The organism is Bdellovibrio sp. HCB209, from assembly GCF_047306065.1.
Taxonomy (GTDB): domain Bacteria; phylum Bdellovibrionota; class Bdellovibrionia; order Bdellovibrionales; family Bdellovibrionaceae; genus Bdellovibrio.
This window is the reverse complement of the sequence record NZ_CP178618.1, coordinates 3,290,140-3,307,180: the sequence shown is the minus strand read 5'-3', so window position 1 is coordinate 3,307,180 and position 17,041 is coordinate 3,290,140. Positions and strand designations below refer to the sequence as shown.

Annotated in this window: 16 protein-coding genes; 5 read left to right on the top strand and 11 right to left on the bottom strand. The window is 45.9% G+C overall.

Annotated elements, in window-relative coordinates:
• Positions 1–32: 32 nt before the first annotated feature.
• Together ACLVWP_RS16030 and ACLVWP_RS16025 are read left to right on the top strand one after the other, a co-directional pair.
• Positions 33–1,586: a DHA2 family efflux MFS transporter permease subunit gene (locus tag ACLVWP_RS16030; RefSeq protein ID WP_413558658.1), complete on the top strand. Its 1,554-nt coding sequence runs from the start codon at positions 33–35 to the stop codon at positions 1,584–1,586.
• 162 nt (positions 1,587–1,748) lie between these two features.
• A complete protein-coding gene (locus ACLVWP_RS16025) occupies positions 1,749–3,992 on the top strand; it encodes an OmpL47-type beta-barrel domain-containing protein (protein WP_413558657.1) in 2,244 nt (747 codons plus the stop codon).
• A 53-nt stretch (positions 3,993–4,045) separates the two neighbouring features.
• Here the strand turns inward: ACLVWP_RS16025 and ACLVWP_RS16020 are convergent, their stop codons facing one another.
• The 3 genes from ACLVWP_RS16020 to map form a co-directional block, all read right to left on the bottom strand.
• Complete coding sequence (locus tag ACLVWP_RS16020) at positions 4,046–4,447, bottom strand: hypothetical protein (protein ID WP_413558656.1); 402 nt, start codon at positions 4,445–4,447, stop codon at positions 4,046–4,048.
• Between the two features lie 77 nt (positions 4,448–4,524).
• Positions 4,525–4,725, bottom strand: a complete 201-nt coding sequence (locus tag ACLVWP_RS16015) for a hypothetical protein (protein ID WP_413558655.1) — start codon at positions 4,723–4,725, stop codon at positions 4,525–4,527.
• A 76-nt stretch (positions 4,726–4,801) separates the two neighbouring features.
• Positions 4,802–5,560: a type I methionyl aminopeptidase gene (gene map / locus ACLVWP_RS16010; RefSeq protein WP_413558654.1), complete on the bottom strand. Its 759-nt coding sequence runs from the start codon at positions 5,558–5,560 to the stop codon at positions 4,802–4,804.
• Positions 5,561–5,586: 26 nt separating this feature from the next.
• Here map and ACLVWP_RS16005 point away from each other — a divergent pair, with 26 nt between their 5' ends.
• Positions 5,587–6,441 carry an NAD(P)H-hydrate dehydratase gene (locus ACLVWP_RS16005; RefSeq protein ID WP_413558653.1) on the top strand — a complete coding sequence of 285 codons (855 nt, stop codon included), beginning with the start codon at positions 5,587–5,589 and terminating at the stop codon, positions 6,439–6,441.
• Here the strand turns inward: ACLVWP_RS16005 and ACLVWP_RS16000 are convergent.
• Positions 6,428–7,603 carry a phosphodiesterase gene (locus ACLVWP_RS16000; RefSeq protein WP_413558652.1) on the bottom strand — a complete coding sequence of 392 codons (1,176 nt, stop codon included), beginning with the start codon at positions 7,601–7,603 and terminating at the stop codon, positions 6,428–6,430. The two genes, ACLVWP_RS16005 and ACLVWP_RS16000, sit on opposite strands and share 14 nt — an antisense overlap.
• Positions 7,604–7,908: 305 nt before the next feature.
• Between ACLVWP_RS16000 and ACLVWP_RS15995 the strand changes: the two genes are divergently transcribed.
• Positions 7,909–8,859 (top strand): hypothetical protein, encoded by a 951-nt coding sequence (locus ACLVWP_RS15995; RefSeq protein ID WP_413558651.1) that lies wholly within the window; start codon positions 7,909–7,911, stop codon positions 8,857–8,859.
• Between the two features lie 313 nt (positions 8,860–9,172).
• On the opposite strand, the gene ACLVWP_RS15990 is transcribed toward ACLVWP_RS15995, so the two are convergent.
• From ACLVWP_RS15990 to trhA, 3 genes are all read right to left on the bottom strand, one after another.
• Positions 9,173–9,757, bottom strand: a complete 585-nt coding sequence (locus ACLVWP_RS15990; RefSeq protein ID WP_413558650.1) for an NUDIX hydrolase — start codon at positions 9,755–9,757, stop codon at positions 9,173–9,175.
• 71 nt (positions 9,758–9,828) lie between these two features.
• Positions 9,829–10,236, bottom strand: a complete 408-nt coding sequence (locus ACLVWP_RS15985; protein WP_413558649.1) for a hypothetical protein — start codon at positions 10,234–10,236, stop codon at positions 9,829–9,831.
• Between the two features lie 97 nt (positions 10,237–10,333).
• A complete protein-coding gene (trhA, locus tag ACLVWP_RS15980; RefSeq protein ID WP_413561588.1) occupies positions 10,334–10,951 on the bottom strand; it encodes a PAQR family membrane homeostasis protein TrhA in 618 nt (205 codons plus the stop codon).
• Positions 10,952–11,055: 104 nt separating this feature from the next.
• On the opposite strand from trhA, the gene ACLVWP_RS15975 reads away from it, so the two are divergent.
• On the top strand, positions 11,056–12,315 hold the full coding sequence (locus tag ACLVWP_RS15975) for a TCR/Tet family MFS transporter (protein ID WP_413558648.1): 1,260 nt from the start codon (positions 11,056–11,058) through the stop codon (positions 12,313–12,315).
• On the opposite strand, the gene ACLVWP_RS15970 is transcribed toward ACLVWP_RS15975, so the two are convergent.
• The 4 genes from ACLVWP_RS15970 to ACLVWP_RS15955 form a co-directional block, all read right to left on the bottom strand.
• The gene (locus tag ACLVWP_RS15970) at positions 12,312–13,301 is read right to left on the bottom strand and encodes a lipase family alpha/beta hydrolase (RefSeq protein ID WP_413558647.1); all 990 of its coding nucleotides are present in this window, start codon (positions 13,299–13,301) and stop codon (positions 12,312–12,314) included. The genes ACLVWP_RS15975 and ACLVWP_RS15970 overlap by 4 nt on opposite strands.
• Positions 13,302–13,363: 62 nt before the next feature.
• Positions 13,364–14,791, bottom strand: a complete 1,428-nt coding sequence (hflX, locus tag ACLVWP_RS15965) for a GTPase HflX (protein WP_413558646.1) — start codon at positions 14,789–14,791, stop codon at positions 13,364–13,366.
• On the bottom strand, positions 14,788–16,263 hold the full coding sequence (locus ACLVWP_RS15960; RefSeq protein WP_413558645.1) for a DEAD/DEAH box helicase: 1,476 nt from the start codon (positions 16,261–16,263) through the stop codon (positions 14,788–14,790). Before ACLVWP_RS15960 ends, hflX begins: the two co-directional genes overlap by 4 nt.
• Positions 16,264–16,338: 75 nt before the next feature.
• Positions 16,339–16,983 carry a hypothetical protein gene (locus tag ACLVWP_RS15955; protein ID WP_413558644.1) on the bottom strand — a complete coding sequence of 215 codons (645 nt, stop codon included), beginning with the start codon at positions 16,981–16,983 and terminating at the stop codon, positions 16,339–16,341.
• Between the last annotated feature and the right edge of the window lie 58 nt (positions 16,984–17,041).

Sequence of the window (17,041 nt, the reverse complement as noted above, 5' to 3'; positions counted from 1 at the left end):
CGAATGGAACTTAAGAGTTCCGAGAGGTTTCTATGAATACCAAATCTAGGTTGGTCATCCTTGTTGCGGTGATGGCCTCCCTGCTTGAGATTATCGATAGCTCCATCGTGAATGTGGCCTTGCCGACAATGATGGGGAACTTGGGCGCAACACTTGAAGACATCAGTATGGTTATCACGGGCTATGCGATCGCAAATGCGATCATATTGCCGGTGTCAGCCTGGCTGGGAAATCGAGTGGGACGCCGTAAGTATTTTCTGACTTGTATTGGACTGTTCACGGCGACATCTGTTGCCTGCGGTTTTGCTCCTAATCTATATACATTGATTTTCTTCCGTATCTTGCAAGGTCTTGCGGGTGGGGCGCTTTTGCCAACTTCGCAAACTTTGATTTACGAACAGTTCCCGAAAGAAAAAGCCGGAACTGCGGGGGCGATCTTTGGTATGTCAGTTATGATTGGACCAACTTTGGGTCCAACATTAGGTGGCTGGCTAACAGATACTTTTGGTTGGAGATCTATCTTCAATGTGAATTTACCACTGGGTTTGATTGCGATCGCAATTGGTTTGATGGCGATTGAAAATCCACCGTTTGCGAGTGGTGCTTCTGAGGGTAAAAAACCTTTCGACGTCTGGGGCTTAACGCTTTTGGTGGTCGGTATTGGTTGCCTTCAGTACATGCTAGAGCGTGGTGAATCGAATGATTGGTTTGATTCCAAACTGATTGTGTTCTGTGGAATCATGACGGCCGTGTCTTTGCCACTGTTCGTGTGGTGGGAAACCAAAGTCAAAGCTCCGATCATGAATGTGCGACTTTTCCTTAACGGAATCGTGGCGAATGGTGCAGCCTTGCAGGCAATCTTGGGATTCTTTCTGTATGGATTGGTCTTTATCTTGCCAGTGTTTGTCGGGCAGACTTTTCATTACGATGCGACTCAGACGGGGATGCTGTTTATTCCGGGTTCTATCCTGACGGCATTGATGATGCCGTTCGTGGGTAAAATGTTGGGTAAAGGTATCAATCCAAAATATCTGATCGCCTTTGGATTTTTGGGAGTGATGACTTCGATCTTTATGTTCACCAAACTTTCGCCGTTGTCTTCTAAGGGTGATGTGCTGATGGGGCTTTATGTTCGCGGTCTGGCGATGGCGTTCCTTTTCGTACCGATCAACTCGTCGATCTTGTCGCAATTCAACGGCATCACGATGGGTGAGGTATCAGGTATCTTAAATCTCTTCCGCCAAATCGGGGGAAGTATGGGGATTGCCTTCATCGGAACGATGATGACGAAGGCGGGTAAACAGCATTATGCCGATATGGCTCCGCATGTTTCGCTTTTGGATCATAATACTTGGAACGCATACAACTCTGCCAAGTCCGGTGTTCATATGAGTCAATCCATGGGGATGGCAACACAGGCAGAGCTTGCGATTCGTTCCTTGTATGGCCGAGTCCAAGCCCAAGTATTCATGCTCACTTTCCAAGAGATCATGTTCATTATGATCATGGTGGTGGTGTTGGCTTTCATTCCTCTTTACTTGCTCAAGTTTAAAAACCGAACTGTCAAAGTTGTGGATGCCCACTGATATAAAATGAAGTCACATATCCAACTCACATTGCTGAGGTCATGTCTCGATAATGACCTCTCAGTGTACTGATGGAACAGTTGGAGGCGAAATCCACCCAGATTCGGTCAAGGTGATCCCCAGTGTTTCCGATAAAAGGTAACACTTCTCGGGGGGGAATTGATGAACAACCGCACCTTTCGCGCGTGGTCTTCTGTTTTAATAGTTGGTGTACTGCTCGTCGGTTATCAGAACTGTGCTGAAAACGTAAACTTTGGCCTGTCCCAAGACGAACTTGCTAGCCAGCAAGCAGGTATGGGTGCCAACTCCATCTTATTAAATGGTGGTTCGCCATACACTACAGACAGTGCTGTGACGGTAAACATCGTGTCTCAAAATGCGACCGACGTTTATATCTCTAATGATTCATCCTGTGAAAAGGGTGGAGCATGGGAGCCCCTGGTTAGTACTAAAAAATGGAAATTACAAAGTCCGAACGCTTTGAATAACGTCTATGCGAAGTTTAAGAAAACAACGCAGCTGACGGTTTTCTATTCTGAGTGTTTGCCTGCATCTATAACTCACGACGATATCGCTCCTAAAGTAAGTATCGTACAAAAACCAAATGCGATGGTGGCTTCTCCGAAAGCTACTTTCGGTATGCGCATCGATGATGATTTGAGTGGTTTAGACCATTTCGAGTGTCTATTGGTGGGCGAGGCTTCCTTCACAAACTGTGGAGACATGAAGCAATACAACAGTGCTCCTGAAGGACAAAATCGTTTCCAAGTTCGTGCAGTGGACCGCGCAGGCAATCGTTCTGCAACGGTTGAGTACGCATGGTTGGTGGATACAACAGCTCCAACTGTTGAGATCACGAATAAGCCAGCAGCAGTTTCTCCTTCAAGCCAAGCTGTCTTTAACTTTACGGGTGCTGACACGGGTTCGGGTTTAGCTTCATTTCAATGTGCTATCGATGGCGGTAACTTTGTTGCCTGCTCTTCTCCATCTGTTTATTCAAACTTGATCGAGGGAACTCATGTGTTCTCGGTTCAAGCGATTGATAAGGTTGGAAATGTTTCTGCGCCTCTTAGCTACACTTGGAAAAGCCAAGGTAATGCGACTAATGATTTCTCTATCATCGGTATCACCGGTGGTAATGACACGATCAAAGACAACTACCTAGGTAGTATCTTGCAACCAACGATCCACTGGACAGCTTCTGCGGGAGCAGTGGGTTACCGTGTCCTGGTTGCTGCGAATGCAGATGGTTCCGGTGTTGTTTGTCCTGAGGCTCCAGCTTCTGGAACTTCTTTGGCAATGAGCTCTTGTACTTTGCAAGACGGAAAAACTTATTATGCTCGCGTGGCTGCTTACACAAGCACGGGCGTGATCAAAATTGCTCCGACATATCAATTCCTAGTGGATATCACAGCTCCAGTGATCACGTTGGCAGCGCCAACGATTTCTGAAGATCAAAAAGTAGCGGTGTTCTCTCCGTTTGGAATCGTAGACAACATCTCCGGTATCGATACAGCAAGCTGTGTTCGTACTTTCGGTGGTACATCTCAGTCAGTGGCGAACTGTCAGTCTTTAACTAAGATCACATTCAGTGATCTAGTGACGGGTGATCACGTTCTAACTGTGACAGCGAAAGATAAAGCGGGTAACTCGGCTTCTAAAGTTGTGAACTTCACATCTAAGAAAATCGTGTGTGATCCGTTCTCTGCAAGTGGCATTTCTTGCCGCCAAGGTTGGAAAGGTAATATCTTCTATTACCCAGGTACTTCCGAAGGTTGGAAAACACTTTCTCCATACTTCTCTGAAGGTACTGATGCAGGCGTGATCCTTTATATGTCCAATATCTTTGTTCCAACACGCTCTTTCGGTAACGGCTTCCCGACAACTGACGGTGAGTTGGTTAAAAAGAAAGCGGCTGATGGTGGTGCGAACCTTGTCGAGTGGTTTGGTATCAGATTGGATACGATCTTGAAACTGAACACGACGGATTCAGCGGGTTACTATCAATTCGCGTTGATTTCGGATGACGGTTCTAAGTTGTATATCGCGCCAGCAAAAGGTGGTTCATACAGCACGATCATCGACAATGACAGTGCTCACTCAACTAAGATGAAGTGTTCTTCAACGGCGATTTATATGGATTCTAAATCCAGAATGCCTGCGAAGCTTGATTACTTCCAAGGTCCTCGTGTAGAGATCGCCTTGAACTTGATGTACAGAAAAGTTTCTAGCGCATCACCGGATGTATCAGCACCGTGTGAGGCGAACGAAGGTGGTAAATTCTACGGCTCTGTAGATAACACTTCTGGAAATTACGCTGGCTCAAGCTATCAAAAGGCTCTGGATGCTGGTTGGAAACAAATGTCGACAGATAACTTCTTGCTCGACGAAACAGTTGGTAAATAAAAAAAAAGGGAAGCGAAAGCTTCCCTTTTTCATTTCTGTTTTAGAAGAAATAACTATTCGATAGTCAAAACGTTCACGTTCAAAGCACCGTGAGCCGTCAAACCTTTAAGAAGGCAAGCCTTCGCAGTTTCGAAATCAACAGCCACAGTTTCTGGACCGAAACCGATGATCATTGAACCATTGCCTGATTCAGAGCGAACTTTGCAGTTCTCGTCTTTGTATGTGATTGGAGAGATTTTGCTTGCTACAGGGATCTCCATGTTTGGTTTTGTGTACTTGATCACGCAGTAAAAAGAAGTCTGCTTTTTGTCTGTTTTGTCGATCATGTTTTTAGTGCAAAGCTCGTATGGATTTGGAATTTCTCTTTCCACCAAGATAACGTTGCCCAATTTGCGATCTGCTGCTTTTGCAGAGAACGCCACCAAAGTTGCTAGTAAAGCGATAAACAATTTCATGAAAGCCTCCCATGGCCATAAATTCAGGCCATAGGCTTTCACCTTTTGTTTCAACTTTATAGAGTTAGGGCACCGTGCTATTTGATTTTTTCTTTAATTCCGCTCTGGGCCCAGCTCACGGCTTGGTATCCCACCCAGGCAAACAGGAATAAAGAAGACACGATAACCTCATTAGGGAGGTTGATACGGGCAGTGCCAGCGGCATCTACGAGGGACATCGTCCCAATCCATAAGACGTGAAAGGTGATCAGTACTGCAAATAATATCCCACGTTTCATCTTTCCCTCCTGGTAAGAACAAACAGGGTATGGAAAGTAAGACGGTGGTCGCAAGGTTTTGGGTTAAAACCTGTGATTAAACAGGGTCAGGAACTGTGAGGAGAAGGACCCCATCCTTTAAGACCACCATGGAGTGCTCGAACTGAGCCGTACGATGTTCAGGGCCCGTGCCCAGAGTCCAATTATCACCGCGGATCTCATCAACTCCGAAGGCTCCTGTGGAAAGGAACGGTTCAATAGTGATAACGTTACCTTCTCGCAGTTTGCGATCGTCGTTACGGTCGTAATAGCTTGGAATGAACTTTGGTGACTCGTGCAGGGATTTACCGACACCATGGCTGCCCAAGTTTTCAATGATGGAATAGCCATACTGGTCGGCGATTTCTTCAACACGCTTACCAATGATGTTAAGTTTCACACCCGCTTTAACGCCGCCAATAGCATGCATAAGTGCTTTCTTAGTGGCTTCTAAAAGACGGATGTCTTCAGGGCGGCCTGGGGGAACAACAAAGGATCCACCGTTATCAGCATAAAGGCCGTTTAACTCTGCAGAGACGTCGATATTAATCAAATCACCGGCTTGAATGATCTTGTCGGAGGGCACACCGTGAGCAGCCTCATGATTAACGCTGATGCAATTGTATCCAGGAAAGTTGTAAGTAAGCATTGGGCCCGAACGAGCGCCGTGCTTTTCCAAGAACTGACCACCCAAAAGATCTAATTCTTTGGTAGTCATTCCAGGTTCAGTTTTTTGCATCATGTATTGAAGGCAATTGGCAACGATCTTACCAATCTTTTTTAGTCCTTCTAATTCAGCTTCCGTCTTTACGATCATAGTGAGGCAGTTATACACTTATTTGTATGAAAACTTCCACAAGTTCCGTCAGAATTTTGCGAAAACAAGGGGCCGCGAATCTTTTACCAGCGGTTTCAACTTCTGATAACAAAAGCCGTCGTGGCAAAAGTCTGATTATGGCGGGGAGCCCTGATTACCCAGGGGCGGGAGTTCTAAGTGCTAAGGCTGCTCTGCGCATGGGGAGCGGTTATGTGATTCTGGCTCAAGAAGGGCTTTCGGTTTCTCCGTGGGAAAATCCTGATTTTTTACTTAGGGATTTAAAGAAAACATCTTGGTCAGAAATCGATCATCAAGCTGTGCTTGTTGGGCCGGGATTTGGGGTGAATGCAAGTACGGCGAAAATCATTCGTGAGTTGATCAAAGCCCAAGAAACGCATGTGATTTTAGATGCTGATGCTCTCACTATTGTCGCCCAAGAAAAGATTTTTCCACTACCTCCAACTTGGATCGTCACTCCTCATGCAGGGGAGTTGTCACGACTGACGGGTCTTGATGCAAAAACGATTGATAAGGATCGTGTTGCGGCGGCACGAATGGCTCAACGGAAATTAGGCTGTGTGGTTTTACTCAAAGGGCATCGTACGCTGATTGCCACGGCCACTGATATGGCGACCGTTGCAACGGGGAACTCGGCGTTGGCTAAGTCTGGAACAGGCGATGTTTTAGCCGGAATTATGGTCGCACTACGCTCGCAAAATCTACCTCCGCAAGATGCGGCTCTGCTGGCGGCATACATTCATGGAGCAACGGCCAATGTATGGGTGAACAGCAAACGTGACCCTCTGTCGATGATGGCGTCTGATGTTGTCGAACTGATCCCTAGGGTTCTATACAAATTGCGTGAGCTTAAGACCGTTTAACCACGGCTTCGTGAGAGAAAGCGATTTTGTTTCGGGCATTGATCGACTTTGTTTTTATTTTCAGTCCGTTATTTTGAACTGTGCTATCGATGATCAAAAAATTGTGATGCCAAGTGAAGGCCTCACGACGGGGATTGCGATACAAAAGCTTTAGCGGAAAATTTAAACTGTGAATCGCACTCGAGGTGTATTCATACGTTTTATAACCCAAGTACTTAGGCTCAACTCCGATCACCTCACTAAAATGCACATCGCCAGAACCAAAAACCACAGGGGCTTGGCATTTTCTTAAGCGGGTTAAAACATCCGTAAAGTTTTTGCCGAAGTCTTTGATGAATGATTCTTGCTTAATATAGTTCCCAAAAAATTGACTGCCATTAAAGAGCCAAGCTGGTTTCGAGCTTTCGCAGATTCTTTCAAAAAGCTGATCTTGTTGTTCTTGCCCCCACATCATTCCCGCGCCAGCTTGGTCACGGAAGTAGCGATCATCTAAAAAGAAAAACCTCTGCCCGAATGCACTCAATTGTGAACCAACTCCCATGGATTTTCTGTAGCCATCAGTGTCCTTACTGCCAAAAAAAACATCGAAAGCTCGTTGGGAACTTTTCTTAAATTCAAAGTTCTTGCAGGTATTATTCAAGCCGTAATCATGGTCATCCCAAGTGGCGATCATCGGGATCAGTCGTGGCTGGCGAAAATGTTTTAAGCGAGATCGGGTTTCGCAATAGCGGCGCCAGATATCTTTCTCAGTTGTCGGGCAGCGAAAATCTGCATAGACAGCGTCGCCGACTAAAAAAATAAAATCAGGTTTTTGTGCGAACAGGTGATCCCACATCACGCGAGCATGGGTGACAAAGAAATCGCTCGCACAACTGACCAAGGCAAAACGAATGTTACTGCGTGAACTGAGTTTTAGGCTTTTGAAAACTCTCTCATCCAGTACGGTCCCACGATTTTTATCGATCACTTGAAGGTAATATGTTTGCTCCGGAGACAATCCGGTTACGCTGAGTTTTTCGATCCCCTGATGGTAGCTTTTACGGAACTCACGATCCCAAACCTGGCAATTGACGGGGCGCCCCTGAGAATCGCTGACTCGGTAAGCATAAGCCTTTCCTTTTTCAGTCAACACGCTCAACTGAACAGAGTGAGAATTCGTCATATGTTGGCTAATGGGAATTTGTCCGGTAAATCCGGAAGCCGCCTCTGCAATCCCGGCAAATAGGGGAGAATTGAGCGCAGAGTAGCCTATAATCGAACTGGCCGACAATCGTAAGAAACCTCTTCGGGAGGTTTTCATGGGGAGCCTCGTTTGTTGTGTAGTACAAGCGTCTCCGAGGCACTGGATCAAGGGCAATGGGCGCCGTTAAAAAGCAGGTAGATTTTTCTTACTCATCGTCCTAACAAAAACCCAACTATCTTTTTGAACTTTTAGAGGCTAAAAGCTCCGAAATCACAGGAGATTTCATGCGTAAGCTTATTTTGGCCTCGGCCCTTCTTGGACTGTCGATCAGTGCTTTTGGACAAAGCACAAAACTGACTTTGCCCACTTCTGAAAACTCTAATGCAGTAGCGGCTCCCACTTCCGTTCTAAAACAAAAAGACGTGATCAATAAAAAATTCGAAGACGACAAAGACATCACAGATGCTCGCTTGAAAGCAGACTCTGGTTCACTGTCTCGTTACTCTTTGAAAGTAAGCCTTAGCTACTCAGGCCCTCCTGTAGGTGACTTGGGCAATCCAAATCAACCAAATCCAGATGGTTCTATCTGTGCTTGTGAGACATCTTTGGGTGGTTCGATCGGTGCTCGTTACCGTTTCGATTCTAAGAGTGCTCTTTCTGTTGGTACAGGTGTGAATGCATTGACGCCGTTCCAAGGTGTAAAACGTTACGACGTTAAAAATCCATTCGTCAGCTACGATCGCAATGCGCGTGTAGGTGATGTTCAAATGCGTAACGGTGTGAGTGCAACTTACGTAACAAACCAAACTTATCGTGATATCGGCGAGTACGCGGGTCTTGGTTACGATGCTTCTTTTCTTTACAACATCGGGACAACTGGTTTGGGTGTAGGTATCGACGGTTCTTTCAATTACTACTTGTTTGACCGTGGACCAGACATGGCGAATAAGAAAGAGCTAACAACAGGTCGTTACTCTTTGGGTTTCTATCCACAAGTGAAGTACAACTTCACGGATAAATGGAACATGTATTCTTCATTGGCTTTGAACTTCAATAACCCACGTGGCACAGAAGACGCTTCTGTATTGTGGAATAGAACTTTGAGCTCTCGTGTGGGGATGGGGTACGCATTTACTCGCGATATCTATTTCGCACCGTACATCAATTACTATCCAAAATCTTTCACAGCGGATTCTACGACTGTGAATTTCTCGACGACATTCTCGATTCTTTAGTTTCGAAAATTACAGGTCCCAAAAATCAAAAAACCAGAACGTCTTAAGATCGTTCTGGTTTTTTTAGTTTATAATCCTCCCAATATTACTAGGCTGGGGGGACGCTCGTTAAGGTGGCCCTGACTCGATACGGTCGTTCAATTCACCGATCTCCGTCGTTAGAAAGTGTTCAAGACGTACTGTATTATGCTTGGTTGCCATTAAAGGCTCCTTTCGCTCCCACTCGAAGTGGGCTGATATCATACCTATCGGCTGGACTTTTGGAGAGTTGAGGGGGATTTTTCAAAAATCTAAAAAAACCCAAACATTCTCATTATGGGATGCGAGAGTTTAGATGTTTCAGCAGATTCTGCGTGATCATATAAGACAGTCCCCATAGAGGAATATCTTTGCCCAAAGAAATTGCAGGCAGACGCAGCTGGAGCTGTTCGCGCATGAACTCGTAGGTTGTGGTGTAATCGGGACTTTCGAGATGTTTTAGAGGCACCCAGAAGAAATCTGCCACCTCATTGTGATCCAATCGGACTTCGAATTCCCTCTCAGTATAGAACACAAAAGGACGAATAAAAAACTCGAGTAGAGTACCAGCTTTACGAGCTTGAATATCATCCAAGCGGCCGATCATCTCATCGGGAGTCAAAATGATTCCCACTTCTTCCTGTGTCTCACGCAGAGCCGTGGCCAATGCGGAAGTATCCCAGTCTTCTTTTTTTCCCCCAGGAAAAGCGATTTGTCCTGACCAACGATCTTCGGGATGAATGGCTCTTTGAATAAAGCCGATTTGCAAGTCATCCAAAGGCCCGCGCAAAATCAAGGAGACACAGGCGTAGTTATTCAACGTCAGTGATAAATCCAGAGGACTTAAATCAGTAAAAAGTTTGGAGAGTTCTTTATTCAAACGGAATCCTTGTGCTCCTATTAGGATAACACAAGGATTCAGAAATGCGCTAGGCGCTGGACGTCTAATTGCTATTTGCAAGAGCGACGAGAGACAGTTTCGCTTTGAGAGTTCGTGGAGATCACACGGCAATCAGAGTATTTGTAATTGCAGGATCTAAGAGCTTCGCGTTCCGCTTCGTAACGGCTGGCGCCACGAGATTCAACAGTCATTTCATATCCACGATAGTCGCGGCCTTTTACAGTTGTAGAATAGTATTCAGCAGAGCATGTTTCAGTACAGCTGCCATGTTTTTTCAGACAGGAGTTACAATCAGAATGGCCACCCCAATGCTCTTCCCAGCCTTTGTCAGTTGCGGAACAAGTGACATTTCGTCCATAGCTTGGACCGCCGCGACCTGGCTTAAACATATCGCCAAATCCTGCGAATGCAGATGTAGCCATCAAAGTTACCAAGATAAAGCCAAATAGTGATTTCATAATTCCCTCCCTGTGGTTTTTTATTTGCCGAACATGTCGGCCCCCGGAAGGAAGCTATTACAAATGCTGTGCCAGAAAAGTCAGAGTCAAAAAGACACTAAACGAGATAATAGAGGATGCAGAAATATTGCGCGATGCTTCCGGCCATGACAAACAAATGCCAGATGCCATGGAAGTGCTTCACTTTCTCATCGAATAAAAAGAAGGCGATACCACCAGTATAAAGAAGTCCGCCGGTTGTTAACAAAAACAATCCACGCGGATCTAAATTTTCCGTCAACGGTTTCATCGCAACAACAATCAACCAACCCATGACGACGTAAATGATCATCGATGGCACACGCGTGCGATGAGAAATCGTTAGCTCCAGAATAATTCCGATCAAAGCCAGCGACCAATTAATACCAAACAACCACCAACCCCAAGGACCATGCAGAGTGATCAATGTGAACGGCGTGTATGTTCCCGCGATCAAAAGGTAGATCGCCATGTGATCTAATTTTTGGAGGATCTTTTTCGCGCGACCTTGGAAGCTATGATAAAGAGTGGAGATCGTATAAAGCAGAACAAGCATCCCACCATAAACACTGGTGCTGACGATCTTAATCAAGTCGCCTTGAACACTTGCTAACGTCACAAGGACAGAAGTTCCTGCGACAGCCATAACGGCGCCTATCAAATGGCTAATACTATTGAATCGTTCGCCGCGATAGATAGGAACCTCCTGCTTTGTTCATCTTATCACAGGGGCCTCTGTTTTCCACTTGTGAAAACCAAACAAGAAAAGAATAATTACTCAAATACTAGAGTGAGAGCTTTATGCAGAAGACATCATCAGCGAGTGTACGTTTTATCTTTGCCACGATCTTTTTAGACGCGTTAGGAATTGGAGTTTTAATTCCAGTGTTTCCAGATGTGATACGTCGCTTTGGCCATGATCCTTCCTTTGTGAATCACTACTTCGGCTATTTCATCTCTGTTTACGCACTGATGCAGTTTGTGGCGTCGCCTGTTTTGGGATCTTTGTCAGATCGTTTTGGACGTCGTCCTGTGCTCTTGGTTTCCTTATTGGGCGCAGGTCTTGATTATATTTTGATGGCCTTTGCACCGACGTTGGGAGTTTTATTCGCGGGAAGAATCTTAGCTGGTTTGACCGGGGCGAGTATGACTGTCGCCAGTTCTTATATGGCTGACATTTCCGATGATTCGAATCGCTCAGCAAATTTCGGAATGATTGGAGCTGCATTCGGATTAGGTATTATCGTTGGTCCAGGCTTGGGTGGTGTTCTTGGTCATTATGGTTATCAAGCACCGTTCATCGCAGCCGCCGTTTTCAATCTTTTAAACTTCGCTTTCGGTTACTTTATTTTACCAGAGTCTTTGGACGAAGCTCATCGCCGTGAAATTAAGTTGAGTCGACTCAATCCTTTAAGTTCTTTGATGCGTGTGTTGTTTAAGCCAGGCATGAGAATCCTTATTTGGATTTACTTCCTGCTGTACTTGGCCGGGCAGTCTCATCCAAGTATTTGGACGTTGTACACGCAGTATAAATTCAACTGGTCGACATTTGAAGTGGGCTTGTCGCTGTCCTTCGTTGGGATCTCAGCCGCTTTTGTACAAGGCTATTTGACTCGCATCGTGGTCCCTAAATGGGGAGAAGTGAAAGCCTTGAACATCGGGATTTTCTTTTCCGTTGTTGCCTATATGGGATATGCATTTTCGAACTATGGTTGGTTGATGTATGTGATCATGGCGGTGACGTGTCTGGCGGGAGTTGTGGGGCCTGCTGCGATGTCTTTGGTTTCCAGAGATACTCCGCCGCAAGAGCAAGGGGAGTTGCAGGGGACTTTGATCTCTATTGCGAGTTTGACCTCGATCATCGGACCACTCATTTACACAGATGTCTTTGCCCGTGCGACAGCAGAACATGCGGACTTCAAGTTCGCGGGGGCTCCGTATTTCTTGGCAGGTGTGGTGTGTTTGATTTCGTGGATTCTATTTATGGTCTATGCAAAGACCCACAAGGTCTCAGCGCAAACAGCACCGGGCTCGATCCCATCGAACCCGATGGTGCATTAAAGGATTTCTTGCAAGTACTTAGGAAGGTCACGGTCAGCTCCTGGGTGAGCTGACAAAACAGAAGCGTGATCTCCGGGGAAGCGCGGGTAGTATTTTTCTAAAAGTCGTTTTACATCGCGAGCCGTGATTTTGGATCTTTCATGGATTGCCGAAAGCTCAACCACAAAGGCCGGATACTGAGAAGCCGTAGAAATCGCATTCCAGAAGTTCATTTCATAGAGTGAGCCCGTCATCGGAGTGCTCTTAGCAAAGAGGTTCGCGATTTTTTCTGGCAACTTGTTCAGCGGAGCCTCGCTGTGATCGAGTGCCTGCGTTCCATGTTGAGCAAAGTACAATTCCATTTTGAAATTCTGTGGCCACGATACCGCAAACAAACCTTGAAAGAAATCAGAGCAAGAGCGCATATCAGTGAGGGCTGCGGGTAAAAACACCTCGACCATATTATCAAGATTGGTTCCTTTACGATCACAACCGACCGAAGTGCCACCCTGCCAAGGAGAATCAATACTAATCACTCGGATCTCAGGCAGGTTTTCACCAAGATTTGCTTTTGCCAGATAGTTCAAGGCTTCGCGAGCAATCAGACCACCCATGCTATGGGCAATCAATGTGATGCGAGGCTGGTCTAGCTTCATAATACTCTTGGCAAGATCTTGCGCGGATCTTTTCAGAGAGCGATGCAAATCATCATAGGCAAAATAGTACATCTGATAATCAACAAGCTTGGGAGTATTCGCCAAGAGTTGGCTGAAGTTTTTAATAGAACCCTTGCGACCATGGATGAAGATCAGCGGATCGCCGTCAGAATCGGCGAACTGAGCCGTATGCGCGAGAGGAACTAAGCGGCCCTCGTAACGAGGTCCTAATAGTTTGCGCTCATCCTTAGGAGTGAAGGTTGTAAATTCTTGAGCTTGCGCCGGAGATGTTTGGAACAAGCTCAAAGTGGAAACTAATACTGATAGTGGCACCGATAGATTCGTTCTCATCGGTGATACTGTAAAAGTTTTGACCGCAGTTTAGCGAGTTAAAGTTTCCTAATGAAACGCTGTTAATCAATGTCGTAAAGTGCGTCGCGAATTTTCTTCGCGATTTTTTCGAAGTCCTCAGCATTTGCACGGACCTTTAGTCGAACACCTTTTTCATCATAGGACTCACCTAAAACCTTTAGACGAGCTCTAATATCGCCAATAACTCCTTGAACTTTATAAGGAATAAAGATCTCGTCTTCGCGCATGGTGTTTTCAAAAAACTTCACCAAGCGATTGCGAAGATCTTCAGTGTCTTCAGGATTGCGAGTAGACAAAAAGATAGCGTCAGGAAATTCGGCCGCCAAATCTGTTACTTGTTCTTCTGTTAAGCAGTCGCGCTTATTAAGAATTAGTAAGCTTGGAATTTCGCCAGCTCCTACTTCTGCTAATGTCGTGCGTGTGACTTCCAACTGCGAACGGAATGAAGGGTCTGCAGCATCCACAACAAAAAGTAGTAGAGAAGCATTCAAAGCTTCATCCAAAGTCGATTTAAAAGACGCCACCAGATCATGCGGAAGTTTTTTAATAAATCCGACTGTATCAGAAAGCAAAATTTTAGGACGTGTTTCAGGATGAAGAGCACGAACTGTCGTATCCAATGTCGCAAATAATTTATCAGCGACGTAAACTTCGCTGCCAGTCATTGCGCGCATCAAAGAAGACTTACCCGCATTGGTATAACCAACCAATGCCACACAGGCTTCCTGCTCACGACGCGAACGACGAGTCAGATGCTCTTGACCGATAGATCCCAATTCTTGTTTGAGTTCTTTAATACGGTCGCGGATTTTACGGCGATCCAGTTCAATTGCGGATTCACCGACACCTTTACCGCCACCACCCATGCGATCGTCGTCTCCACTAGAAACGCCACGCATACGAGGAGCTACGTAAGTTAAACGTGCGATTTCAACCTGCAGGCGGGCTGCACGAGTGCGTGCGTGGCGACTGAAGATTTCAATGATAACGCCTGTGCGATCCAAAACCTTAGCACCCGTGGCGCTTTCAAGGTTGCGCAACTGAAGAGGCGAAAGATCACAGTCAAAGATCACCCATTGCGCGCGATCTTGAGGATTTTCCTCCTCAACAAAGTCTTCGGGTTCAGATTCTTCGAAAGTTTCTTCGGGAAGATCAAAGATGTCGTCATCTTCGTCTTTTTCAAATTTCAAAGCAGCTTTGTGTTTTTTCTTAATGAACGTGGGCGCAACTTTGCCAGTACCGCCAGTCCATTTAGAAAGCTCGACAAGCTTGCCATCACCCAATACGTTCGCACTTTTTGTAGAAGTACGGCGTTGGTGCATTTTGCCGATCACTTCAAAGCCCAGTGTTGTCACCAAGCGAGAAAGCTCGACCAAAGAGCTTTGAACTTCTTGTTCAGAAGTTCTGCCGATTTGTAGGCCAACTAAAACGGCCTTAGGAATTGCTTCCGCAGTTTCGTGCAGGCTCATTTTTTATGGCCTCCGCCTTTATTTCCACCAAAGCTTTTGCGTGGACCACCGCCTGGGTGACCGCCTTTGCGTGGACCGCCGGGATGACCTCCGCTTTTGTGTTGGCCACCTTTGTGACCACCACCAGAGTGCGAGCCACCTTGGTGAACTGCCTTAGGAGCATTACCAGGAGTCGCCGATCCACCTTTAGGTTCAAAAGTCGGCGGTTTTTTACGAGGATTCAAACGACGACGTTTTTTAAAGCCACCAGTGGGTTTCAAATTTTCCATCGCTTCGATCATCGCTTTAGCTTTGCCTTTAGAAAGGATTTTGCTGCCAGCGACTTCTTCAGAATGGTAGGGCTGATCTGTGACGACAGGGATGGACTTACCGATAAGACGTTCGATGTCTCTTAGGTAAGCTCTTTCTTCGGCGTCACAGAAAGCAATCGCTACACCTTGGCTGCCGGCGCGAGCCGTACGACCAATTCTGTGCACGTAGCTTTCAGATTCATTCGGAAGTTCGTAGTTGATCACGTGACTGATTTCATCGATGTCGATACCACGGGCTGCGATATCCGTCGCAACCAGGACGCGGATTTTACCTTCACGCAAATTCTCTAAAGCTCTTTGACGAGCGTTTTGAGACTTATTGCCGTGAATAGCTTCAGAAGGTATGCGATTTTTAGTTAAGCCTTCAGCAACGCGATTTGCGCCGTGCTTAGTGCGTGTGAACACGATCACTTTATCGAAAGACTTGTCTTCCAAAAGATGGCGTAAAAGATCTTTCTTTTTGCTCTTATCCACGAACATCACAGATTGCTCGATCATCTCTGCCGTTGAAGAAACCGGAGCCACTTCAACTTTCGCAGGATTTACCAACAAAGAGTCTGCAAGTTTTTGGATCTCTTTTGGCATTGTTGCCGAGAAGAACAAGTTCTGACGTTTTGCTGGAAGGTGATTTAGGATCTTACGGATATCTGGCAAGAAGCCCATATCCAACATACGATCCGCTTCATCCAGAACGAAGATTTCAAGTTGGCCCAATTGCAGATGTTTTTGTTGAATCAAATCCAACAAACGACCAGGGGTCGCAATCAAAACATCAACGCCAGGTCTTAAAGCTGCCACTTGCGGATTTTGTCCAACACCACCAAAGATCACAGCCGTGCGCAGTTTTAAGTGCTTGCCGTAAGTTTGAAAGCTTTCGTGGATTTGGATTGCAAGTTCACGAGTTGGAGCCAAAACCAGGACGCGAGCTTGTTTTGGTTTAGTGCTGTGCCATTGTTTTGCTAAGTGATTCAAAATAGGGAGTGCAAAGGCAGCAGTTTTACCTGTACCAGTTTGCGCACAACCCAAAAGATCGCGGCCTTCCAACAAATAGGGAATAGCTTGTTGCTGAATAGGAGTTGGGACTGTGTAACCAGTTTCAGCTACGGCACGCTGGATAGGTTCGACCAGGGGAAGTTCAGAGAAAGTTTGAGAAGAATTCATAGGGACAAATAGGTACAGGGTCCTTGTCCAATCCGCAAGGTATTAGGCTTTATCCTCCCAAAAATACAGGGATTTCTAGAATTGCCAATCCTCAATCAGCAGGGCTGATTGGATTTGGTTCTGGCGAGTCAGCCCGCAGACCGTTTTAAGCTTGTATTGGAAGGAATACTTGGACGCTGAATCGATCTCCGTGACTCTGTGGAAGGGGAAATCGAAGTTAAAGCAGGTAAAGCGCATCACATCGAGCATTTTGTGAGCCATACCCGTAAATGCCATATAGAACAAATTATCGCGTTCCCAGAGCTCAAACCATGTACGACTTGTCAGCTGCTCCAAAGTGAAAGAGCAACGTTCATAGCAAGCAAGGCTGCGGAAGATTTGTAGGTTGTCGCGGTTGTAGATCTGAATGAAGCGTTCGTTTTTCAAGATACCGTGAAGCTCAGGGTTCGGGGCTTGGCCGATACGAAAGAGAAATTGCAAAACGAAGCGTTCGTTATTGTACTCTGTGCTTGTTAATTCCGCACGAAGGGCGCCGACATAGGAATGCAATGTCTGAGCAACACTTTGGCGAAGATCGGGAGTTAAATTATAGAATAGCGGAAGGCTCGAGTCTTTATAAGGCTCAACATCATAGCCGAAAGCTGCCAGAAGCTCAGAAAGCTCCTCCAGATCCTTGCGGTAGGCTTGAATATAAGGGTCAGGTCTTAATAAGAATTCCATGTTTACAAATGTAATTACTAAACAAGCCTGGAATTTGTCCAATTGCAAATTTGAAATA